Below are 23113 nucleotides of genomic sequence, written 5' to 3'. Positions count from 1 at the left end.
TTGTCGTGGCGGCGCCAAAGCCGCCACGACGACTTTCAAGTCAGCGTTCAGCCGTCCCCGCAAGATACAAAACAGTTATCGAAGGCTGCATCGATGATGGCGAGCTTGACCGCCTGGGCGGTCATGTATTCCTGGTAGAACTCGCTCGACAACCACATGACCGAATGACCGCGCTGGCCCAGCCAGCCGATGCTGCCGAGTTCCTCGGCATCGCGCAATTTGCGTGACAAATGGGTCCGGGAAAGCTTGAGCCAGTTCGCGAAATCTCCGATCGAGACGACACCGGTCGGAATCCGGTCCAGGCCGGCATGATCGGGATCGACGCCGGATATCAGCCAATCCATGACGATGCCGCCATTGTCGAGCCAGGTGAACAACGAAAAGGTCTGTCTCGGCTCCCGCACGGCATGCGACGAAAGCAGGCCGTCGGCCACCAGCGGCTGCAGTTTGGCGAGCACGTCCGGATGTGCGACGAATGCAGCCAGTCGAGATCCATTGTCCAGGCTGTCCAGCGTTTTCAGATGAGCCATGAACCAGCCGGCGACCGTCTCCAGAGTGCCCGCGGTTGGCTCAAAGGGGCGGATGCGCCCGTATTTGATCGGCAGATGCCGGATGAAACCGTAATGCAGCATCTCCTTCAGGAAGGCGTCGGCGGTGTTGCGGCTGGCTACCGAATGCTGGTGGATGTCGCCCATGAACCGTGCAGACGTAAGTCCCTTGCGATGATCGTCCGGCTCTCGATCGAAATACAAGGCAAGGCCGATATGGGCCATCAGCCAACGCTGTTGCGTGGCGAACACGGAAGCCAGCCGCGGGTTCGCTTCATAGGTCTCGAGCAGCGTCCGGGATTGAGCCTGGACATGGCGACGCAATGCCGAATGGCCGGCAATGTTTTCAGAATCCAGCGCCATCCCCGCCGAGCCCAACCAAACTTTGCAACCGGAAATACCGGTCACAATTTCAGCCTTCGCCGGTCGTGTCCAGAGCCGCCGAACCGGGATACAAGCTGAATTCCGCCCGGCTAACTAGCTGAATTCCCCGAGATGGTCGCCGATGACCCCGCTCTCGCGAGGCGCTGATCTCGCTGCAGAAGGCTGGCCTGCTCGAACCCACCAATGGGGCTTCGCCTGTCCAGCCCGTGCTCCCGTCGATGGCCAAGCGGAACCAACACAAGTTTTGCTCGTTGATGAGCGCCGATTGGACTGAGACAGTGAGGAACTACAATATGGAGAATGGCCTTTTCGCCACGCCGCCTGCAGCTTTCCGGCAAACAGAGTCGGTCTGGCTACGGGCGCTCAAGTGGCTGTTGCGCCGAGTGCGCAGCGCCTCCGACAGCTCGGGAACCATGTTGAAGCCAATCCTTTCCGGACCCGAGGATGATAGCGGGCCCACTCCGCCTCGACGCGCTTGAGGCCGATCGCGCTGCGATCTTGACGCCAAAAATGACCGCTCACATATCTTTTTAGGGCCGGCGCCGACGGCCATGCGGTGGATGACCGCTGCGGAGGCCGGACGCGGCGGCGTGTCCGCCTGACCCAGCGAGGGCGGCATCATGCCGCTGCCGTCCGTCGTTGCGCCGACCCGGACCCGGACACAGCCGGTTGCGGCGCAACGCCGGGAACCATCGGGCATGCTTGGCTATTAGATACAGGCGGCTGCTGGTCTGCCGGGCCAGGAGCCATTGCTTATGATCATCGATCCTCCACCGAAAAGTGCTATCCCGGCATCCGTTCCGTCGGTCGATCCAAAAGCCGCCCCGACGCCTCGCAATGCCGAAGCGGAGGTCTTTTATATCGAAGCGATCCGCGAACTTGTCGCGACCGGCATCCCCTTTCTAGTCGCCGGCACCTATGCCGTAAGCGCCTATACCGGGATCACCCGCCTGACCAAGGATCTCGACATTTTCTGCAAGGCCGGCGACTGCCCGCGCATCCTCGCCCATTTCAAGCGCATCGGCTACGCCGTCGTGGTCGAGGACGACCGGTGGCTCGGCAAAGTGTTCAAGGGCACGCATTTTTTCGACGTCATTTTCGTCTCGATGAACGGCACAATGCCTGTCGACGACCAGTGGCTGGAGCACGCACGTCAGGGCGAATTGCTGGGCAGCCAGGTGCGGATTATCGGTCCCACCGAGCTTATCTGGTCCAAATGTTTCATCCAGGACCGGGGCCGCCACGATGGCGCCGACATCTCGCACACCATCCTCAAGGCGCACGACCAGATCGACTGGCAAAGGCTGCTTTCCTACATGGAAGTTCATTGGGAAGTTCTGCTGATGCATCTCTTGAACTTCCGATGGATCTATCCGTCGGAGCGGGGCCGCGTGCCCGCCTGGCTGCTCGACGAGCTGCTTGACCGGCTGGCCAAGCAGCGCGAATTGCCACCTTCCCGGATGAAAATCTGCCGTGGGCGCATGCTTTCACGAACCGACTATGAGATCGACGTCAAGGACTGGGGCTTTGCCGACGTCGGCGGTGAAGGAGAACATAGCAATGGCTGACGAGCTCGAAACTGCTTCGCCGAAGGCGGAAAACGGCAGCGCACTCAAAGTCGCCGCCATTGGCGATCTGCATGTCGGCAAGGAGGACCGGGCCTCGTACCGCGATCTTTTCGGCGAGATGTCGCGTGAAGCCCAGGTTCTCGTGCTGACGGGCGACCTTACCAATCTCGGCAAGCCTCGGGAGGCCGAAATCCTTGCCGAGGAACTGCGTGCCTGCACGATCCCGGTCGTCGCCGTACTTGGCAATCACGACTATGAGTCAGGCGCCGTCGAGCAGGTCTCCGACATTCTGCGCCAGGCGGGCGTTCACCTGCTCGACGGCGAGGCGACAGAGATTCACGAGGTCGGGTTCGTTGGGGTCAAGGGTTTCGTTGGCGGTTTTGGGTCGCGCATGCTCGGCTCCTTCGGCGAACCGGCGATCAAGTCAATGGTGGCGGAAAGCGTGAACGAAGCGATGCGGCTTGAAAACGCGATGCGGCAGGTCCGCGCCAAACGCACGCTTGTCGTTCTGCACTACGCGCCTGTCGTCGAGACGGTCGTAGGCGAGCCGCTGGAGATCTTCCCGTTTCTCGGTTCATCGCGCCTGGCCGAGACAATAGACCGGTTCCAGGTCAGCGCGGTGGTGCATGGTCATGCGCATCGCGGCGCCTACGAGGGCCGCACGCCGGGCGGGGCGCCGGTCTATAACGTTGCCATGCATGTCGCCAAGCCGACCGGCCGTCCCTACGCCATGCTCGAAATCTGACAGGCGCCGCCACTGGCGCAAGCAATCGCCAGTACACACTGCAGAACGATCACAGCAATTGCCGGCGGAAAGACGTCCGCTTCGGTGGAATGTCGTTTTCATCCGGATTGGGAACGGGGTCCTCGTCGGGGAGCCTGTCGGGATCCGGCTCACGCACGGGCTTGGGATCGGGGATAGGAGGCGGCGGCACCGGGGTCGGTATCGGCTCGGGTGTGGGAATAGTGGCCATCGTAATCATCTCCTCTTGGCGCAGAACAACGCAATGGGCCAGCTGGTTCCCGCCTTCCTCGTTTTTGGAAACCACACCGTCTTGCCTGCGGGTCAGCCCATCTCCGGATTCGCCTGGCTGCTGCCCGACTTGCGCGACCGCAGCAGCAGCGCAATCGGAACGAACAGGGCGGTTGCCACCGCGCAGTAACGGAAGACATCGACATAGGCGAGCAGCGTGGCCTGGCGGGCGATCAACTGGCCGAGCCAGCCAATCGCCTGCTGCTTCGCCTCGACCATCGCCGAACCATGGGCGACGAAATGCTCGGTCGCCTGCCGAAGCACCTGCTGATAGGCGGGCGACGATTGCACGGTGTGGCCGACCAGATTCGATTGATGGATTTGGGAGCTTTGCGCAATAACGGTGTTGGACAGCGACACGCCGATGCTGCCGCCGATATTGCGTGCAACGTTGATCAGCGCCGATGCCTGGTTGGTCTGTTGCGGGGGCAGGCCGACATAGGCCGCGGTTGAAATGGGAATGAACAGGAACGGCAGCCCGACCATCAGGAAGACACGGGCAAAGGCAAAGAAGCGGAAGCTGGCGTCCGGGGTAAGTGAGGTCATGTGCCAAAGGGCGACTGCGACCACCGACATGCCCATCATGATCAGGTATTTGGGCTGCACGATGCTGCCTACAAATCCGGACACCGGCATCAAGATCAGCATGGCGATGCCGCCCGGCATCATCGAAAGGCCCGAGAGCGTCGCGGTGTAGGCAAATGTCGTCTGCTGCAGCTGCGGCACGATCTGGGTGGTGCTGAACAGGATAGCACCGACCGCCATCATAACCAGGAAGGCCGTGCCGAACTGGCGAGTGAACAATAGGCGCATGTCGACGACCGGATCGCTGCGGCTGATTTCCCATGGGATGAGCAGCAGGAACGCGATCGCGGAAATCACTGCGAAAGTCGTAATGAAATTCGAGGCGAACCAGTCGTAGCGTTGGCCTCGGTCGAGGAAGATCTCCAGGCATCCCAATGCCGTCGCCACCAGGATGAACCCGACCCCGTCGATCTTCAGGCCGCCTTTCAGCCGTTCCTTGCGTTCGCGTTCGAGTACGTCCGGTTCGACCAACAGCCATTGCACCAGTGCCAGCGACAGGATGCCGAACGGCACGTTGATGAAGAAGATCCAGTGCCAGGAGAAATGGTCCGTCAGCCAGCCGCCGATCGTCGGCCCGACCGTCGGCGCGACGATGACGGCAATGCCGTAAAGCGCGAAGGCTTGCGAGCGCTTTTCCGGCGGAAAGGTGTCGGCAAGGATCGATTGCTCGCTTGGCGCCATGCCGCCGCCGCCGAGGCCCTGAAGGATCCTGAACAGGATAAGCAGTTCCAGGTTGGGCGCCAGTCCGCACAGCAGCGAGGCGACGGTGAAGATCGCCACGCAGAGCATGTAGTAGCGCTTGCGGCCGACAACGCTTGCCAGCCAGCCGCTGACCGGGATGATCACCGAGTTGGCAACGAGATAGGTGGTAATGACCCAGGTGCTTTCGTCCATTCCGGCCGCCAGGCTCCCGGCGATGTTGCGCAGGGCGACATTGGCGATCGAGGTGTCCAGCACCAACATGAAAGTGGCGATGGAAACGACGACGGCGATGAGCCAGGGATTGTGCGTCCCGGCGGCAGACCGGCTTTCGCCGTGATTTCTGGCGGCTTCGCCGCTCATCGCACCTTGACCGTCGGCACCACCGACAGACCTGGGCCAAGAAGCATATCGGGCGGCTTGTCGAAGACGATCTTGACCGGTACGCGCTGCACCACCTTGACGTAGTTGCCGGTGGCGTTTTCGGCCGGCAGGAGGCTGAAGGCGGTGCCGCTGCCGGCCTGGATGCTGTCGACGCGGCCATGGAAGGACTTGTCCGGGTAGGCGTCGATGTCGATGTCGACCGGCTGTCCGGGCCGCATCAGGTCGAGCTGCGTCTCCTTGAAGTTGGCCTTCACCCAGACCTCGTCGGGAACGAACATCATCAATACCTGGCCGGGTTGGGCGTAGGTGCCGTCAGCGGCCGAAATGCTCGTTGCACGCCCGGCGACCGGTGCTGTGATGGTCGTGCGCGACAGCGTCGTGCGGGCTTGATCCTGGCTGGCCTTGGCCTGCTCAAGCTGCGCCTCGGCGCTCCTGGCCTGTGCCTGCAAGACCGAAACCTGGCTTTTTGCCGAGGCGACATTGGCCTCGGCGCTGTCCAGCGCGGCCTGGTCCTGACGCAGCGTCGATGCCGCCTGCTGCGCCTGCTGCTGCGTTGCCGTGCCCCTGGCCAGGAGTTCGCGATTGCGCTGATCCTCGGCCTTAGCGAAATCCAGCGCTGCCTTGGCCTGTGCAACCTGCCTCTGCGCGGCGTTCACCTTTGCGTTTTGAGCCTCGATCTGGGCGGTGACATTGACGATTTCGGCCTCGGCCGCGGCGACGCCGGCATCGGCCTGCTTCAGGTTTGCCTGATAATCGCTGTCATCGATGCGCAGGAGGACATCGCCCGCCTGCACGTGCTGATTGTCGGTAACCGCCAGCTCGGTGATGCGGCCGGCGATTTGGGCGCCGATCGTCACCGTGCGGGCGTCGATGAAGGCGTCGTCGGTCGATTCGTACTGGCCGGCGTTCAGCCACCAGATCACGACGCCTGCCGCGACGAGCAACAGCGCAAGCGCGACCGCTGCCGTCGCATAGGGATGGCGCTTGGGAAAGCCGAGCAGACCGGCCTTTCGTTGCGAGGCATCCCCGTCGGGCTTTTCCTGCCGGGGCCCTGCCGATCGCTCACGAGATTCTCGAACCCGGGCCGGTTGCTCCCGAGTTTCATTTACAGGCTCGACGTCTTGTTCGACGCTTTGAGGCTTCGTGTCCAACGGAATGGCTTTCAAGATTGATATTGCAGCCGCCGGAGCGGACGCAAAGCCAAACGGCAAGCTTCCGCAAAAGTTCCTGTCCGGAATGGGTTCGGTTAACGGGTCGACATCGAACCCACCGAGCGGCGCGGGCGCGTTGGAACTCGAGCACCGCTTCACCGTATGCTTCATGTTGCGGCGGTCCGGCCTTGTCAGCGCTCCACGGCGCGATAATTGCTCATAAAGGCGTGGGCAATTTCACCTGTCGACAGGAGCCGACCATGAAACATCAAACACTCGACCAACTGCATGCCGTCGCGGAAGTTGAGTCCTTCGCGGCGTATCCGGCGATGACTCGAAACCAGCGGATTGAACGTTGGGCAGAACTTCTCGAGCAAAACCCGACGCGATGCCTTGGAGCGCTTCCGGGCACCGAATATATGAACAGGGAAGCGCGTGACAGATCGCGTGGCGCTGGGACGCCGCTCACTGTCGCTTTCGAGGATCCGGTTCTGCGTGCCATGGGCCTGAATGACGATACCTATGGTGAGGCAAAGCGCTTCTTCGAACTGAGCGACCGGCAGTTGCACCAAATCGTCTGCCATTGCCATGTCGGTGCTACGATGCAAGCGCGATGGGCCGCTGCCAGGGTGCGCGGGATAGTCCGCGGCAACAGATTTGTTGCCTGGATGAAGGGGTTGATCGTGCATTGACGCGGTACGAGGAACGGCGGAACACGCGTTCTTTCCGCGCCGTGGAGAGCGCTTCCGAATCTGGAAGGGCTCGTGCGCCGTCGGGCCGCACAGATTGTGAAACTCCTCGACGCTTGGCTGCGCTTTGTCGCGGCCATGCGTCTGTTTGCGATGTGAGAATTTGAGCTGACCCGCGGCAATTGAGCCTTCATCCGACGGGCTTTCGAGCGCCGTTCAGGCATGCGCGATCTGGCTAAGGACGAAACAATCCTGCGATCGCGGAAGATTCTTCGATCCGCTCTAGCGGTCGATCTCTCCAAACACAATGTCGAGCGAGCCGATGATCGCGGCAACATCGGCGATCATATGGCCTCGGGACAGGAAATCCATCGCCTGCAGGTGGGCGAAGGAAGGTGCGCGGATCTTGCATCGGTAGGGAATGTTGCCTCCGTCCGATACGAGATAGACGCCGAACTCGCCTTTCGGCGCCTCGACGGCGGCATAGACTTCACCGCGCGGCACGCGAATGCCTTCGGTATAAAGTTTGAAGTGATGGATCGTCGCTTCCATCGAGCGCTTCATTGTAGCACGCGGCGGCGGCGTGATCTTGCTGTTCGGGATCGCGACCGGCCCCTGGCCTTCGGGCGAGCGCAACTTTTCCAGGCATTGCCGCATGATCCGGACCGACTGGCGCATTTCCTCCATGCGTACGAGATAGCGGTCGTAGCAGTCGCCATGCTTGCCGACCGGTATATCGAAATCCATCTCCGAGTAGCATTCGTATGGCTGCGCCTTGCGCAGATCCCATGAGGCGCCCGATCCGCGCACCATCACGCCGGAAAAGCCCCAGGCCCAGGCATCATCGAGGCCGATCACGCCGACATCGACATTGCGCTGCTTGAAAATGCGGTTGTCGGTCAACAGCCCTTCGAGATTGTCGCAGACCTTGAGGAACGGATCGCAGAAATTCCAGATGTCGTCGAGGAGCTCCGGCGGCAGATCCTGATGCACGCCGCCGACCCTGAAATAATTCGCGTGCATGCGGGCGCCGGACGCGCGCTCATAAAAGACCATCAGCTTCTCGCGCTCGGCGAAACCCCAGAGCGGCGGCGTCAGCGCGCCGATGTCCATGGCCTGCGTGGTGACGTTGAGGAGGTGCGACAGGAGCCGGCCTATCTCGCAGAAAAGCACGCGGATGAGCTGCCCGCGTTTCGGAACCGATATTTCGAGGAGCTTCTCGGCGGCGAGACAGAATGCGTGCTCCTGGTTCATCGGCGCGACGTAGTCGAGCCGGTCGAAATAGGGCAGGGCCTGCAGGTAGTTCTTGTACTCGATGAGCTTTTCGGTGCCGCGATGCAGCAAGCCAATGTGAGGATCGGCGCGCTCCACGATTTCGCCGTCGAGTTCGAGCACCAGCCGCAGGACGCCGTGAGCAGAGGGATGTTGCGGCCCGAAATTAATGGTGAAGTTGCGAACCGCAGCCTCGGCCATGACAGTCCTCCGCAATTAGGCGGGTTTGTCCGCGTTCAGCCGCTCATGTCGTCGTCTGGATGATCAGCGTCAGCGTGCCGTCGCCGTCGATATTGGCCGCCACGACCTGCGTGGAATTAAGGCCGTTCGCCGCCAGTGCTGATGCTGCCTGCGGTGATGCGTCGATCGAACTTTGCAGGATACGCAAATCCTCGGCGCTGGTCTGGGTGACCACAGCCTCCGCCTGTGCCTTGATTTCAGGAGGCAGATCCTCCATCGCCACGATCGTCACAGCGGTGAAATTCTGGGCGGAGAAGGCTTGGTCCGGTGTAGCCTGGTCGGGCGTGGCCCCTTCGGGCGTGGCTTGCTCGGGCAGGGTTTGCGGGGCCGTCGGCGGGACAGGGGCAAGCTCTGGTCCCACGGATTGCGCGTAGACCGGCGAGGCAAGGGCCAGTGCCGAAAGTGTGGCAATTGTCGTCGATAGGCGCATGACCTTTCCTTCCGTTTTGCTCAGGGGATGATCATTTCGGTGACGACACAACCATCGTGCCGAAATATGGTTCCGTCACGGAGATGGCCGTCTTGCCGAAAAGCCGTGATTGTCGCGGAAGCAGAGCGCGAAATCCGGCGTTGGCTGTCTCAGGCGGCGGCGTGGCTGCGATGCGGCTGCGGCCAGCGCTGCAATGCTTCGCGGCCCAGATCGGTCAATTCGTAGACCCCGCGGTCGGCGCGCGCGAACCAGCGATACACGTTGTGCAGCAGGATCTTGGGCGCGTTCGGCAGGTTGGGCTTCAAGTCACGCGGCCGTTGTGGGCCATCGGCGAGTGCTGCGGCGCACGCGAGCGCCTGCTGGCGATAGGCGGTCATGATCGGCGCACGCGAGCCGCCGCCGGCGACAGGATCGCCCTGCCGGCGCCGATGTTCGTCGACCAGCTTCGAGCGACGCCGGGGATCCCGACGCGGAGCCAATGCCGTCGGGCTGAGCAGCACCTGAACCTCGCCGTTCGCGTGCACGCCAAGCAGGCCAAAGCCGAGGCGACGGCAGAGATTCCGGTACCTCACATCGCTCTCACGGCCCTTGCCGCGGACCGACATGCGGGCTGCGAGCCAGACCTCGTCGCTCGCCGCCATACGGTCGACGCCCTGGAGCACGAGCTCGAGATTGAACTTCAGTTTCAGCTCGCAGATGACGACGATCGGTGGAGAGTCGGCGCTCAGCGCCAGCAGATCGCAGCCGCCGATCTCGCCCTTGACCATAAATCCCAAGCCTTCGAGGAAGGTCTTGACCGGGCTGTAGAGTGAGGTCTCGAGCATTGGCCTTCGTCCGTTGCGAATCATCCTGCCCTATTGGCGGTTCAGCGCGATGATCGCTCTTTGCCGTTGAACAGGAGGTAAACGACGGCCAAACCTAAGCGATTGCTGCGGCTCGCCGGTGGGGCAGAGCCGCGCCACGGGCGCTTGCCAATTTGGTATGCTGGTATAATATGTACCTGAGATAGCGTGCTCCACGTAGCTGCGCTGTGCTCGACATGACAGACTGAGCCGATCGTGTTTTTGGGAGGAATACCATGAGATTTGCAACTGTGGCGGCGCTTGCCGGCGCCGCGCTGGCCAGCGCGGCGGTGCTGCCGGCAATGGCGTCTCCGGACGCGCCGGTCATCGCGCTCGCCAACGCCTATTACGGCAACACCTGGCGCCACCAGATGGTCGAGGCTTTCGAAGCCTCGGCCAAGGAGGCGAAGGCGGCCGGTCAGATCGCCGACTACATCATCATGAATGGCGACGGCTCCGTGGCGCAGCAAAACAGCCAGATCGCCGAGCTGATCCTCAAGAAGGTCGATGTGCTGGCCGTCGACGCAGCCTCGGAAACCGCAGTCAACGGCGTCATCCAGAAGGCCTGCGCCGCCGGCATTATCGTCATTTCCTTCGATTCGGTCGCGTCGGCGCCCTGCAACTACCAGCTCAATTTCGACTTCAAGGGCTACAAGGCAGCCCAGGCCGAGGCCGTCATCAAGATGCTCGGCGGCAAGGGCAACATCCTGCAGGTACGTGGCGTGAAAGGCTCCGCGCCGGATAACGACATGTACAATTCGCAGCAGTCGGTGCTGGCGAAATACCCCGAAATCAAGGTGCTTGCGACGGTCTACGGCCAAGCGACCGCCTCGGTCGCGCAAGCGGCGATCGCCAACGTGCTGCCCAGCCTGCCGCATGTCGACGCGGTGCTGGCACAAGGCGGCAGCGACGACGTCGGCATCGCCCAGGCCTTCGTCCAGTATGGCGGCGAATATGAAGGCAAGATGCCGATCATCGAGGGCGGCGGCGGCACCGACTTCGTCAAATGGTGGGCCGAAGAAAACGCCAAGAACGGCTACAAGACCGTCTCGATGAACACCACGCCGGGCATTGGCGGCGCAGCGTTCTGGCTCGGCCTGTCGCTTCTGAAGGGAGCCGAAGCGCCCAAGCTGATGATCATGCCGGTGGCGACGGTCGACGCCGGCAACCTCAAGGACTACGCGAAGCTGCCGGGCGGCCAGATCATCAGCCCGAGCTATTCGCTGGACTGGGTCAAGGAAAATCTCCTGACCAAGAAATGAGGCGGCCACGCTTCACTTCGGCCGGGCGCCGCCTCGACGGATCACGCCCGGCAACCGCTATCGAAGAAACAGAGACGAGAATGTCCCATCTTGCCCTTGCCGACCCGGGAGATGCCGCGTTTGCGGGGCAGGTGATGCCTGTCCGGCAAAGCGTGGTTTCGCTCAGGCAGATAAGCAAGAGCTTCGGACCGACACTCGCAAATGCGGACATCGATCTCTCCGTCTCGGCCGGGGACGTGATCGGGCTGGTCGGCGGTAACGGTGCTGGAAAATCGACGCTGATGCGCATCCTGTGCGGTGCCATGTGGCCGACGCTGGGCTCGATCTCGTTCGGCGGCGAAGTGGTGAGTTTCAGCGACTACGACACGGGAGAGGCGCAAAAGCGTGGCATCCGCATGGTGCACCAGGAACTGTCGCTGTGCGCCAACCTGTCTGTCGCCGAGAACTTCTTCCTGGAAACACCTGCGGATGCGGCGAGCCGGCCTGGCTGGAGAACGCTTTACAAGGCTCGGGCCCGTTCGGCGCTCGACGCGGTCTTTCCAGGGAACGGCATCGATGCAGATGCCGAAATCGGCCATCTCTCCATTGCCGAACGGCAAATGGTGGAGATTGCGCGCGCGGCGGCAACGCCCGGCGTGAGGCTCATTGTCCTCGACGAGCCGACATCTTCCCTCGACCTCGATCGTTCGAGGCAGCTCAGGGCTTTCATCCGTGAGCGAGCGAAATCGGGGTTGGCGTTCATCTTCATCAGCCACAAGCTTCAGGAAATCATCGACATCGCCACGCAGATCGTGGTGCTGCGCAACGGCCGCACTGCTTGGCATGGCCCTGTCGCGGATGCGTCGATCGGAAAGCTGGTGCAGCTTATGGGCGGCGACGCCAATCCGGTCCATCAGCACGCCGTCGCAGCCGCTTCCAGCGCGGATGTGCTGGTGCAACTCTCCGGTACGCTGACGTCCGAACTTGGCCGCGACATCGACATTGTTCGCGGCGAGATCGTCGGCCTGGCCGGTCTCGAGGGCAGCGGCCAGAAGGAGCTGCTGCACGCGATCTTCAAACCGGATCGCAAACAGGGCGCGGCAGTCATAAGACATGCCGACGCCGGTTTCATAGCAGGAGACCGCCAGAAGGAAGGCGTGTTTCCCTTGTGGAGCGTGCTGTCGAACATCAGCATCGGCGCCCTTGCCCGCCGCCCGGTGTTGGGCCTTGTTTCCGATCGCGTCAACCACGATGCGGCCGTTAGCGCAGCCGGCCGGCTGCGGCTCGATGACAGACGTTTCAATTCGAACATCACGGAGCTAAGCGGCGGCAATCAGCAAAAGGCGCTGGTTGCGCGGGCACTGGTCGCCGAGACGCCGATCATCCTTCTCGATGACCCGACGCGCGGCGTCGATATCGCCACCAAGCAAGATTTCTACCGGCTCTGTAACGAGATTGCGCGCAGCGGACGGACGCTGGTCTGGCACACGACTGAGGACGCCGAACTGCTGGCCTGCGATCGCGTGCTGGTCTTTGCCTGCGGACGGATCGTTCGGGAGCTGGCCGGCGATGCGATCACCGAGAAAGCCATCGTCGGCGCGTCCTTCGCCCAGCCAGCGGACCGGCTCGCCGGCACTCTCCGAGGGGATGGGCCTGCGGCCAGATTTGCCCGGCGGCTGATGAATGCGGCGCCTTTTATCGGCCTTGCCGTCGTGCTGGCCGTCATGATCTGGGCCAATCCGGCGGTCGCCTCGGTTTTCGGCCTAGACCTGCTTCTGTTGCCGGCGCTGTCGCTGGTGCTGGTGACGGCGGCGCAGATGTTCGTTGTCGGAGGCAGCGAAATCGACCTCGGCGTCGGTGCCTTCGCCGGCCTTGTCAGCGTGCTCAGCGCCACGCTGCTCTATGACCGGCCATGGCTTGGCGCCCTGGCGCTGATGGCGGCAGTCGCCGCCTATGCCGGACTTGGCGGCTTGATCCAGGCGCGAAAGATTCCGGCGATCGTCGTTACGCTCGGCGCATCGTTCATCTGGATGGGCCTTGGCTATTCGCTGCAGCCGACGCCCGGCGGCGCCAGTCCCGAATGGCTGTCGGCCCTCGTCAACTGGTCACTGGGGTCCGTGCCAACATCCATCATCCTCATCGGCATCGTTGCGCTGATCGCGTTCGTTATTGACCGATTGCCGCTCGGCGTGGTGCTGCGCGGCTTCGGCAACAATCCGACCGCCATGATTCGCTCCGGCTGGTCGCCGACGTGCTATGCTTTGGTGCGCTATCTGGTGTCGGGGCTGTTCGCCGCAGCCGCCGGCCTGTCGCTGACCGCGATCAACACGGCGAGCGACATCAATTCCGGCAACTCGTTCACGCTGCTCAGCGTCGCGGCCGTGGTCATGGGCGGCTGTGCCTTGCTGGGTGGTGTCATCTCGCCGCTCGGTGCCGTTGTCAGTGCCGTCACCCTGTCGCTGATCGGGGCGCTGCTCGGCACGCTGAACGTCAGCAGCGATTTCAATGCCGCGACGCAAGGACTGATCCTCATAGCACTGCTGACGCTGCGCAGCCTGACGGCCGACCGCAGGAGCGAACAATGAATGCGCTGAACGCGTTCAGCATCTGGGCGCAGAGGAACCGCTGGATCTGGTCGGCGATTGGCGTGCTTTTGTTGTGGCTCGTACTGTCGGCGGTCACCAACCGGTTCAGCCTGTTCAGCCTGTCGGGCATCCTGCTTTCGGCCTCCTTCCTGACGGTCGCCGGTATCGGCCAGATGTTCGTGGTGACGACCGGGCGCGGCAATATCGATCTGTCGGTCGCCTCGGTGATTACGCTCAGCGCCTTCGTCGCGCTGCTCACCATCAAAGGCCAGGACGCCAATCTTGCCATTGGCGTCCTTGTCGCAATCGTGCTTGGCCTCGCGGTCGGTGCGCTCAACGCGCTGCTCGTCGTCAGGCTGGGCATACCAGCGATCATCGCCACACTGGCGACCGGCTATGTGCTGGCGACAGCGACGCTGCTGTCCAACCGGGCGATAACAGGATTCGCCGTCAGCCCGACGCTCAAACATCTGGCCACGGGCCGCGTCGCGGGCGTGCCGATCATGACCGTCATCGCAATCCTGGGGGTGGCGGCCGCGTCCTTCGTGCTGCGCTACACGGTGTTCGGGCAGCTGTTGTCGGCGGTCGGCCAGAACCGGACCGCGGCGCGGCTGGCGGCCATCCGCAACGGTCCGGTGATCGCATCGGCGTTCATCATCTCATCGGTGCTGGCGGCGCTCGATGGCCTGCTGCTCGGGGCCTATATCGGCGGCGCCTTCCTCGAGATGGGCCAGCCTTATCTGCTGCAGTCGATCGCCGCGGTGGTGCTGGGCGGGACGCTCATCTTCGGCGGCTCGGCGACCGCGATCGGCACCCTGTTTGCCAGCATTCTTCTGATCCTGATCGTCACCACCATGCAGATCATCGGCCTGCCTCCCGGTGCCCAGGACATCGTCCAGGGCATCGTCGTCATCTTCGTGCTCGCCCTTGCCGGGCGGCAGGCGTTGGCGAGGCGACCCTCCGTCGAACCCGCAAGCAACGACGACGGAGCGCTGGCCAGGGATGGGCCAAGCTGAGCGGCGGCTCCCGCCTGTCTAATCCGCCAACCGGCGGCAGTGTGCATACAAGGTCAATAGGATGACGATCGGCAGAGCCGTCGTTGGAAATCAGGAGTAACGGACAATGACAACGATTGCGCTGTTTGGTGCCGGCGGCAAAATGGGTTACCGCCTGTCGACCAATTTTCGCGGATCTCCCTATACGATACGCCATGTCGAGGTCAGCGACGCCGGTCGCGAGCGGCTGAAATCGGATCTCGGCATCGACGCGGTCAGTGCCGATGAGGCGCTTGATGGCGCCGATGTGGTGATCCTGGCGGTGCCGGACACGCATATCGGCAAGGTCGCGGCGAGCATCGAGAGCAAGCTTGCCGCCGGCACCATGGTCGTCGTGCTCGACGCCGCAGCACCTTTCGCCGGCCACCTGCCGAAGCGGCCGGACCTGACCTATTTCGTCACCCACCCGTGCCATCCGCCGATCTTCAACGACGAGACCGACATGGCGGCCAAGAAGGACTATTTCGGCGGCGTCAAGGCCAAGCAACACATGGTCAGCGCCTTGATGCAGGGACCCGAGGAAGATTTCGCCAAGGGTGAAGCAATCGCCAAGATCATCTGGGCCCCGGTCATGCGCTCGCATCGCGTCACGGTCGATCAGATGGCACTGCTCGAGCCCGGCCTTTCGGAAACGGTATGCGCTTCACTGCTCGTCGTTATGAAAGAGGCCGTCGACGAAGTCGTGGCGCGCGGGGTCGACAGGCAGGCGGCGCTCGACTTCCTGCTTGGCCATATGAACGTGCTTGGCGCCGTCATCTTCGGCGAGACCAAAGGCGTGTTCTCCGACGCCTGCAACAAGGCGATAGAGTTCGGCAAGCCGGTGCTGATGCGCGATGACTGGAAGCGGGTGTTCGAGCCGGAGGAGATTGCTGCGAGCATTCAGCGCATCACTTGAGGGTGCCGACGCGTCTTCCGGGACATGTCACCTGAAATTGTCATTGACTCATCATACCAGTTGGCTTAGCTGTTCGATGGCTCGGACCATCAAGCTTCGCAGCAAGCTCAGGGCCTGGACGAGTGGAGGATAGCGGGGAAGCGATCCGTCGAGGTGAAGCCGGCAAAAGGCTTATGAATCTGACGCGATCCGCGATCTGCGCTGGCCAACGAATTGAATGCATACAGCCTTGGGATCAAGGCACGGGTTTTCAACGGGAGGAATACATGAAACTGACACGCAGAATGACGCTTGCGGCTTTTGCCGGCATGCTGGCGCTTGGCACCGCCGCACCCGCCTACGCGGCGGATCTGATCGCCATCATCACGCCCTCGCACGACAATCCGTTCTTCAAGGCGGAAGCCGTCGGTGCGGAAGCCAAGGCCAAGGAACTCGGTTACGAAGCGCTGGTGCTCGTCCATGACGACGACGCCAACAAGCAGTCCGAGCTGATCGACACGGCGATCGGCCGCGGCGCCAAGGCGATCATCCTTGACAATGCCGGCGCCGACGCCACCGTCGCTGCCGTGCAGAAGGCCAAGGATGCGGGTGTTCCCTCATTCCTGATCGATCGCGAGATCAATGCCACCGGCGTCGCCGTGGCGCAGATCGTCTCCAACAATTATCAGGGCGCCCAGCTCGGCGCGCAAGAATTCGTCAAGCTGATGGGCGAGAAGGGCAATTTCGTCGAGCTCGTCGGCAAGGAATCCGACACCAATGCCGGCATCCGCTCCAAGGGTTACCACGACGTCATCGACGACTATCCGGACCTGAAGATGGTGGCGCAGCAGTCGGCCAATTGGAGCCAGACCGAGGCCTACTCCAAGATGGAATCGATCCTCCAGGCCAATCCGGACATCAAGGGCGTGATCTCCGGCAACGACACGATGGCGATGGGCGCCTATGCAGCACTTGCCGCTGCCGGTCGCAAGGACGTCATCGTCGTCGGCTTCGACGGGTCGAACGACGTGCGCGACTCGATCACCTCCGGCGGCATCAAGGCGACGGTCCTGCAGCCGGCCTTCGCGCAGGCGCAGATGGCGGTCGAGCAGGCCAACGACTTCATCAAGAACAAGAAGTCTCCACCTGAGGAAAAGCAGCTGATGGACTGCGTCCTGGTCAATGGCGACAATGCCGCCAAGCTGGAGACGTTCGCGCTCACCAACTGAGCCGGCGTAACATCAAGCAGCAAGGGACGAGCCTTCGGTTCGTCCCTTGCTTCCATTTCCCTGGGTGCTCCTGACCGCCATGCCGAACGAGCCGACATGTTCAACAAGCTGACCCGGCCGATCCTTGTCGCGTCGTTCCTTGCAGCAATAGTCAGCCTGACCGCCTGCAAGATCCTGCCGACGCCGTCAGGCGATACCAGCGGCAATGCCACGGGCTTCAATCCCGACAAGATGGTCGAGGACATCTGGGCGGCGAAAGTGATACCCTATCTGCAGCAGAAGGCCGGGCCGTTTCCCGAGGTTCATGCTTTGGCGAAGACCGATCCCGCCGCTGCCGGTGCCAAATACGGCAATCCGAATAAGCAGGCGAATTCGCCATGGACCTTCGCCGTCCGGCTCGAGGGCAAGGTCGTTGCAGCCAATACACAGTCACGCGCGGCGACGATGGACGTCGATGCCGACGGCGACGGCAAGGCGGATGCGCGGGTGCAGATCGGCCCCGCCATGCGTGGGACCGCGCTGCGCGACAGCCTCGACTTCATTCAATTCAACGATTTCACCAACCAGATCGACTTCGCCCAATTCGGCAAGGCCTTCAACGCCTACGCGGACAAGACCGTGCTTTCCAAGCTGCCGCGCGAGGCACTCGAGGGCCGAAGCGTCAAGATCCTCGGCGCCTATACGCCAGGCAGTGGCCAGGACCTGCCGCTGGTGACGCCGGCGGAGGCAGAGATCGGGCCGAAGCCATGACCGGCGATCAAGACGTCATCCTGAAGCTGGAGGATGTCTCGAAAGTGTATTCGGGCACCGTCGCGGTCAAACGTGCGAATTTTGAGGTGCGCAAGGGCGCGGTCAACGTGCTGGTCGGCGAAAACGGAGCCGGCAAATCGACGCTGATGAAGATCATCGCCGGTGTCGAGCAGCCGACCCTCGGGCGCATTCTGCTGGACGGTGAAGAGGTCTCCTTCTCCTCATCCGGGGACGCGGTGAACCGCGGCATCGGCATGGTGTTCCAGGAGCTCAACCTGTTCGGCAACCTGACTGTCGCCGAAAACATTTTCGCGACCCGCGAAATCACCAACCGCTTCCGCAAGATCGACCGCCGGGAGCAGGAGCGCCGCGCGGCGGAATTCCTGGAACGCCTGGAAGCCGGCATCCGGCCGGACATGCTGGTCGAGGATCTGCGCATCGGCCAGCAGCAGCTGGTCGAGATCGCCAAAGCGGTTTCGCTCGATGCGCGCATCCTGATCATGGATGAACCGACCTCGGCGCTCAGCGCGGCGGAGGTCGAGATCCTGTTCAAGGTGATTGCCGACCTCAAGGCGCGCGGCGTCGCAATCGTCTACATCTCGCACCGGCTCGAGGAACTGATCCGCATCGGCGACACCATCACCGTGCTGCGCGATGGGCGTATCACCGGCCAGGCGGAGATGAAAGACGTCAACACGCAGTGGATCGTGCGGCAGATGATCGGCTCCGACGCCAAGGACTTCGCCAAAGCCGATGGCCATGTGCCGGGCGAAGAGATATTCCGCGCCGAGGACATTTGCCTGCCGCGCGCCACCGGCGGACTTGCGGTCGACCATGTCTCGCTTTCGCTGCGCGCCGGCGAGATTCTCGGCATCTACGGCCTGATGGGAGCCGGACGCAGCGAGCTGTTCGACTGCATCATGGGCCGCCACGGCCATTCGACCGGAACGATATTCATCACCGGCAAGAAGGTGCACGAGCGGGACACGACGCGGCGCATCCGGCGCGGCCTGGCGCTGATCCCCGAAGACCGCCAGCGCGAAGGGCTGGTGTCGATCCTCTCCGTCGCCAGCAATCTGACGCTGGCAAGCCTGTCCCGGTTCGTGCGTCTATTCCACATTCGCGGTGCCGCCGAAAGACAGGCGGTGGCCCAGACGGTACGCGAACTGGCGATCAAGGTCGCCGACCCGGCGCAGGAAGTCTCGTCGCTATCGGGCGGCAACCAGCAGAAGGTGGTCATCGGCAAGGCGCTGCTCACCGGGCCGAAGGTGCTGCTGATGGATGAGCCCAGCCGTGGCATCGACGTCGGCGCCAAGGCCGACGTTTTCCGCACCATGCGCAAGCTGTCGCGCGACGGCTTGGGGATCCTGTTTGCCACCTCGGATCTTGATGAGGTGATGGCGTTGTCCGACCGGATCGCGGTGATGAGCAATGGAAAATTGACCGGCATGTTCGATCGCGCCGAGGCGACTGAGGCGGCCCTTGTCGCTGCCTCGGCGCTCGGCCACGGACCGGTCCCGCATGGAGAGCAAGGCGCATGACTGACATTCCGGCCAAGGCGGCGGTCACCCCCATGTCGAGCGGCTCGGTCCTGTTGACGCTGATGAAGGCGAGGACGTTCATCGCGCTGATCGCGGTGCTGTTATTCTTCTCGATCGCTGCACCCAATTTTCTGTCGGCCGCCAACCTTATCCTGATGTCGAAGCACGTTGCGCTGAATGCATTTCTGGCAATGGGCATGACCTTCGTCATCATCACCGGCGGCATCGACCTGTCGGTCGGCTCGATCGTTGGGCTGTGCGGCATGGTGGCCGGCTATCTCGTGCTGAACGGCATCGACCTGCAGGTCGGCTATACCATCTATTTCAACGTCTTCGAGATCGCGCTGATCACGCTTGCCGTCGGCATATTGATCGGCGCCGTCAACGGCTTGCTGATCACCAGGCTTAACGTTGCGCCGTTCATCGCCACGCTCGGCGTGCTCTATGTCGCGCGCGGCCTGGCGCTGCTGTCGTCGGACGGGCGCACCTTCCCCAATCTCATTGGCAAGCCGGAGCTCGGCACCACCGGATTCGGCTTTCTCGGCGCCGGCCGGTTGCTCGGCCTGCCGGTCGCATTGTGGATTTTGCTCGTTGTTGCGCTAGGGGCGGCCTATCTCGCCAAATACACCCCGCTCGGCCGTCACATCTTCGCGGTCGGCGGCAACGAACGGGCGGCGCGAATTTCGGGCGTCCGCGTCAACATGGTGAAGATGTTCGTCTACATGTTCTCTGGCTTCTGCGCCGCGATCGTCGGGCTGATCATCTCGTCCGAGCTGATGGCGTCGCATCCGGCGACCGGCGAGAGCTTCGAGCTGAACGCCATTGCCGCGGCGGTGCTCGGCGGCACCTCGATGTCGGGCGGCCGCGGCACGATCGGCGGCACCATTGTCGGTGCCTTCGTCATCGGCATCCTTTCCGACGGGCTGGTGATGATGGGGGTGAGCTCGTTCTGGCAGATGGTGATCAAGGGCCTCGTTATCATCGTCGCCGTCGTCGTCGACCAGGCGCAACGCCGACTGCAGAGCCGTGTCACGCTGATGCAGATGGCAAAGGCAGGCTGACCGTGGCGGAGCTGCGTGGAGCGCTGATCGGCTGCGGCTTCTTCGCCGTCAATCAGATGCATGCCTGGGGCGACATAGAGGGAGCCTCGATCGCCGCCATCTGCGACCGCGATCCGGACCGGCTGCGGATCGTCGGCGACCAGTTCGGGGTCGCGCGGCGCTATACCGACGCGGCTGCTTTGTTTGCCGGCGAAAGGCTGGATTTCGTCGACATCGCCACCACCGCACCAAGCCACAGAACGCTCGTGGAGATGGCGGCGCAGCACGGCGTGCCGGTAATCTGCCAAAAACCGTTCGCGCCGACGCTTGCCGACGCCAAGGCGATGGTGAAGGCATGCGCCGACGCCGGCGTGCCGTTGATGGTGCATGAGAATTTTCGTTGGCAGTCGCCGATCCAGGCGGTGCGCGCCGTGCTCGACAGCGGCGAAATCGGCACGCCCTTCTTCGGACGGATTTCGTTCCGCTCTGCCTATGACGTGTTTTCGGGCCAGCCCTATCTGGCGACCGGAAGGCGCTTCATCATCGAGGATCTCGGCATCCACATCCTCGACATCGCCCGCTTTCTGCTGGGCGACGTCTCGACGGTCACTGCGCGAACGGCGCGCATCAATCCCAATATCGCCGGTGAGGACGTCGCGACGATGCTGATGGACCATGCGAGCGGCGCGACCTCCGTGGTCGACTGCAGCTACGCGAGCAAGCTCGCGACAGAGCCGTTTCCGGAGACGCTGATCGAGATCGACGGCAGCGATGGCACGATCCGGCTGGCGCAAGGCTACCAGCTCGCCGTCACCGGCAGGAGCGGGACAGTCGTCAGCGACGTCTCGCCACCGCTGCTGGCCTGGGCATCGCGACCATGGCACAACATCCAGGAAAGCGTCGTCGCAATCCAGCGGCATTGGGTCGATTGCTTGACCAACGGAACCGAGCCCGCGACCTCGGGCGCGGACAATCTCAAGACATTGGCGCTGGTAGAGGCGGCGTATGCCGGCGCCGCAAGCCGGGAGCCGGTGCAACTCGACGCCTTGCTGAAATGACAGCCGACGCCTTCCTCCTCTATGGCACACGTGCCGTTGAAGCCGAACCGGTCAGGCTGCGCGCCGGCGCGCTGACGGCGGACTTCGTCAACGGCAATCTGCGCACCATTCGGCATGGCGGCACCGAAGTTCTGCGCGCCATCGCCTACATCGTCAGGGATCGCGACTGGGGCACCTACGAGCCGACACTGGCCGACCTTACCATCGAGCAGGATGCCGAGGCTTTTTCCGTCAGCTATTCGGCAAGTTGCCAAGCACCGGACGGCAGCCGGCTTGGCTTCCGCGCGACCATCAAGGGCTCCGCCGATGGCCAGTTGGTCTTCGACGTGAGCGCTCTTCCCGACAGCGATTTCGAAACCAATCGCTGTGGCTTCTGCATTCTGCATCCGATAGCCGGCCTGGCCGGCAGCCCGGTCACGATCGAGCATACCGACGGCAGTGTGAACGCGACGCGGCTTCCGGAGCTGATCGATCCCTGGCAACCTTTCAAGGCTTTACGGGCGATCACCCATGAGGTCCGGCCGGGCGTCACCGCCGAATGCCGGACGGAAGGCGACACGTTCGAGATGGAGGACCAGCGCAACTGGTCGGATGCGTCGTACAAGACCTATGTCCGGCCGCTCGCGCTGCCATGGCCCTATGTGCTGCCTGCCGGCAAGACCTTCCGCCAGACCATCAGCTTGCGGATAGAGGGTCGCGGGAAAGTGCCAGCTGCTGCGGCAACCGCCGAACCAATTCGCGTCACGCTCGGCCAAGCCGGACCGGCGCTGCCGGATATCGGCGTGATCATCTATCCGGATGAGGTCGAGGCCGCGCTGGGCAAGCTGCCGATGCTGTCCGAGCTTGGTCCGCAGCAATTGATGTTCCACTACGACCCGACGCGTGGCCATGGGCTCGACGCCTTGAGGGCTTACGCCCAGCTCGCCGCCGCCTATCCGGTCCGGACAACGCTCGAATGTGTCATTGCCTGCGATGGCGATCTCGACGCCGAGCTCTCAGGCGCCGCCGACGGGGTGCGCAAGGCCGGTCTCAAGCTCTCGGCCATTGCCGTCTCGCCCTCGGTCGACCGGCAGTCGACGCCGCCGGGCAGCGCATGGCCGCAATGCCCGCCGCTCGAAGACGTTTATGCCGCGGCGCGGCGTGCCTTTCCCGACATCCGCCTCGGCGGCGGCATGGTCAGCTATTTCACCGAGCTCAACCGCAAGCGCGTTCCTGCGGACCTCCTCGATTTCGTCACCCACTGTACATGCCCGATCGTGCACGCCGCCGACGATCTCAGCGTCATGCAATCGCTGGAGGCGCTGCCTTTCATCACAGCCTCGGTGAGGGCGATCTTCGGGCCAAAACCCTATCGGATCGGGCCGTCGACCATTGCCATGCGCCAGAATCCCTATGGCGGTGCGACCAAGGCCAATCCCGACAGTCAGCGCATCGCCATGGCCGACCGCGATCCTCGCCATGCCGGGCTGTTCGGAGCCGCATGGACGATCGGCTACGCCGCCAGCGTCGCTCCGGCGGGGCTCGAAATGCTCACGCTCTGCAGCTTCACCGGGCCGTTCGGCGTGTTGGCCTCGTCGGGTGAACCGGTCGAGGAAGGTACAGCTCGGCTGATTTTCCACGCGGTGAAAGGACTTTGCGAGTTGGCCGGCCATGCGCATGTGGCGGCGACAACGACCGATGAGACGCGGGTGCTGGCAGTGGCCGGCCGCTCCCAGACAGGCAAGATCATCATCTGGCTGGCGAACCTTACCCCTGATGACGTTCCGGTCGATGTTTCCGGGCTCGGCTCCGATCAGGGTCCTCTGAAGCTCTGGGATGGACGAATGTCACGCCAGATTCAGCGAGACACGTCGGGCCGCGACCGTCTTGCGATGACGCCCTACGCAATCGTCCGGATCGGCTGAAGTCATTTGCC

20 protein-coding genes are annotated in these 23113 nt (G+C 62.9%); 13 read left to right on the top strand and 7 right to left on the bottom strand.

What is annotated here, in order from left to right:
• Positions 1 to 47 precede the first annotated feature (47 nt).
• On the bottom strand, positions 48 to 911 hold the full coding sequence (locus tag NKJ94_RS09610) for a hypothetical protein (protein WP_352524535.1): 864 nt from the start codon (positions 909 to 911) through the stop codon (positions 48 to 50).
• Positions 912 to 1687: 776 nt separating this feature from the next.
• Here NKJ94_RS09610 and NKJ94_RS09605 point away from each other — a divergent pair.
• The gene (locus NKJ94_RS09605) at positions 1688 to 2500 is read left to right on the top strand and encodes a hypothetical protein (protein ID WP_352524534.1); all 813 of its coding nucleotides are present in this window, start codon (positions 1688 to 1690) and stop codon (positions 2498 to 2500) included.
• Positions 2493 to 3245 (top strand): metallophosphoesterase family protein, encoded by a 753-nt coding sequence (locus tag NKJ94_RS09600; RefSeq protein WP_352524533.1) that lies wholly within the window; start codon positions 2493 to 2495, stop codon positions 3243 to 3245. Before NKJ94_RS09605 ends, NKJ94_RS09600 begins: the two co-directional genes overlap by 8 nt.
• Before the next feature lie 49 nt (positions 3246 to 3294).
• Here NKJ94_RS09600 and NKJ94_RS09595 read toward each other — a convergent pair whose 3' ends face one another.
• The 3 genes from NKJ94_RS09595 to NKJ94_RS09585 form a co-directional block, all read right to left on the bottom strand.
• On the bottom strand, positions 3295 to 3474 hold the full coding sequence (locus tag NKJ94_RS09595; RefSeq protein WP_352524531.1) for a hypothetical protein: 180 nt from the start codon (positions 3472 to 3474) through the stop codon (positions 3295 to 3297).
• Positions 3475 to 3566: 92 nt separating this feature from the next.
• Positions 3567 to 5180, bottom strand: coding sequence for a DHA2 family efflux MFS transporter permease subunit (locus NKJ94_RS09590; protein WP_352524530.1), 1614 nt, complete (start codon positions 5178 to 5180; stop codon positions 3567 to 3569).
• Entirely contained in the window at positions 5177 to 6352 is a 1176-nt protein-coding gene (locus NKJ94_RS09585; RefSeq protein ID WP_352524529.1) for an HlyD family secretion protein, read from the bottom strand. The genes NKJ94_RS09590 and NKJ94_RS09585 overlap by 4 nt, the downstream gene beginning before the upstream one ends.
• Positions 6353 to 6612: 260 nt before the next feature.
• Here NKJ94_RS09585 and NKJ94_RS09580 point away from each other — a divergent pair, with 260 nt between their 5' ends.
• Positions 6613 to 7044 (top strand): hypothetical protein, encoded by a 432-nt coding sequence (locus NKJ94_RS09580; RefSeq protein ID WP_352465792.1) that lies wholly within the window; start codon positions 6613 to 6615, stop codon positions 7042 to 7044.
• A gap of 279 nt (positions 7045 to 7323) precedes the next feature.
• Here NKJ94_RS09580 and NKJ94_RS09575 read toward each other — a convergent pair whose 3' ends face one another.
• From NKJ94_RS09575 to NKJ94_RS09565, 3 genes are all read right to left on the bottom strand, one after another.
• Positions 7324 to 8514, bottom strand: a complete 1191-nt coding sequence (locus NKJ94_RS09575) for an NADH-quinone oxidoreductase subunit D (protein ID WP_352524528.1) — start codon at positions 8512 to 8514, stop codon at positions 7324 to 7326.
• Between the two features lie 43 nt (positions 8515 to 8557).
• Positions 8558 to 8983: a hypothetical protein gene (locus tag NKJ94_RS09570; protein WP_352524527.1), complete on the bottom strand. Its 426-nt coding sequence runs from the start codon at positions 8981 to 8983 to the stop codon at positions 8558 to 8560.
• Positions 8984 to 9132: 149 nt separating this feature from the next.
• Positions 9133 to 9807: a DUF2161 domain-containing phosphodiesterase gene (locus NKJ94_RS09565; protein ID WP_352524525.1), complete on the bottom strand. Its 675-nt coding sequence runs from the start codon at positions 9805 to 9807 to the stop codon at positions 9133 to 9135.
• A 254-nt stretch (positions 9808 to 10061) separates the two neighbouring features.
• Here NKJ94_RS09565 and NKJ94_RS09560 point away from each other — a divergent pair, with 254 nt between their 5' ends.
• The 10 genes from NKJ94_RS09560 to apnL all read left to right on the top strand — a co-directional run bounded on the left by NKJ94_RS09560 (position 10062) and on the right by apnL (position 23102).
• The gene (locus NKJ94_RS09560; RefSeq protein WP_352524523.1) at positions 10062 to 11087 is read left to right on the top strand and encodes an ABC transporter substrate-binding protein; all 1026 of its coding nucleotides are present in this window, start codon (positions 10062 to 10064) and stop codon (positions 11085 to 11087) included.
• An 80-nt stretch (positions 11088 to 11167) separates the two neighbouring features.
• Positions 11168 to 13651 (top strand): ATP-binding cassette domain-containing protein, encoded by a 2484-nt coding sequence (locus NKJ94_RS09555; RefSeq protein WP_352524522.1) that lies wholly within the window; start codon positions 11168 to 11170, stop codon positions 13649 to 13651.
• Entirely contained in the window at positions 13648 to 14667 is a 1020-nt protein-coding gene (locus tag NKJ94_RS09550; protein ID WP_352524521.1) for an ABC transporter permease, read from the top strand. Before NKJ94_RS09555 ends, NKJ94_RS09550 begins: the two co-directional genes overlap by 4 nt.
• Before the next feature lie 106 nt (positions 14668 to 14773).
• On the top strand, positions 14774 to 15601 hold the full coding sequence (locus NKJ94_RS09545) for a phosphogluconate dehydrogenase C-terminal domain-containing protein (RefSeq protein WP_352524519.1): 828 nt from the start codon (positions 14774 to 14776) through the stop codon (positions 15599 to 15601).
• A gap of 266 nt (positions 15602 to 15867) precedes the next feature.
• Entirely contained in the window at positions 15868 to 16809 is a 942-nt protein-coding gene (locus tag NKJ94_RS09540; protein ID WP_352524517.1) for a D-ribose ABC transporter substrate-binding protein, read from the top strand.
• A 96-nt stretch (positions 16810 to 16905) separates the two neighbouring features.
• Positions 16906 to 17559 (top strand): DUF2291 family protein, encoded by a 654-nt coding sequence (locus NKJ94_RS09535; protein WP_352524516.1) that lies wholly within the window; start codon positions 16906 to 16908, stop codon positions 17557 to 17559.
• Positions 17556 to 19100, top strand: a complete 1545-nt coding sequence (locus tag NKJ94_RS09530) for a sugar ABC transporter ATP-binding protein (RefSeq protein WP_352524515.1) — start codon at positions 17556 to 17558, stop codon at positions 19098 to 19100. The genes NKJ94_RS09535 and NKJ94_RS09530 overlap by 4 nt, the downstream gene beginning before the upstream one ends.
• On the top strand, positions 19097 to 20161 hold the full coding sequence (locus NKJ94_RS09525; RefSeq protein WP_352524514.1) for an ABC transporter permease: 1065 nt from the start codon (positions 19097 to 19099) through the stop codon (positions 20159 to 20161). Before NKJ94_RS09530 ends, NKJ94_RS09525 begins: the two co-directional genes overlap by 4 nt.
• A gap of 2 nt (positions 20162 to 20163) precedes the next feature.
• A complete protein-coding gene (locus NKJ94_RS09520; protein ID WP_352524513.1) occupies positions 20164 to 21198 on the top strand; it encodes a Gfo/Idh/MocA family protein in 1035 nt (344 codons plus the stop codon).
• Positions 21195 to 23102: a D-apionate lactonase gene (apnL, locus tag NKJ94_RS09515; protein ID WP_352524512.1), complete on the top strand. Its 1908-nt coding sequence runs from the start codon at positions 21195 to 21197 to the stop codon at positions 23100 to 23102. The genes NKJ94_RS09520 and apnL overlap by 4 nt, the downstream gene beginning before the upstream one ends.
• Positions 23103 to 23113: the final 11 nt, after the last annotated feature.

Source organism: Mesorhizobium sp. M0060 (genome assembly GCF_040323155.1).
In the GTDB taxonomy this organism is placed as follows: domain Bacteria; phylum Pseudomonadota; class Alphaproteobacteria; order Rhizobiales; family Rhizobiaceae; genus Mesorhizobium.
The sequence above is the reverse complement of the archived record's forward strand: the minus strand, read 5'-3'. Positions and strand labels throughout refer to the sequence as shown.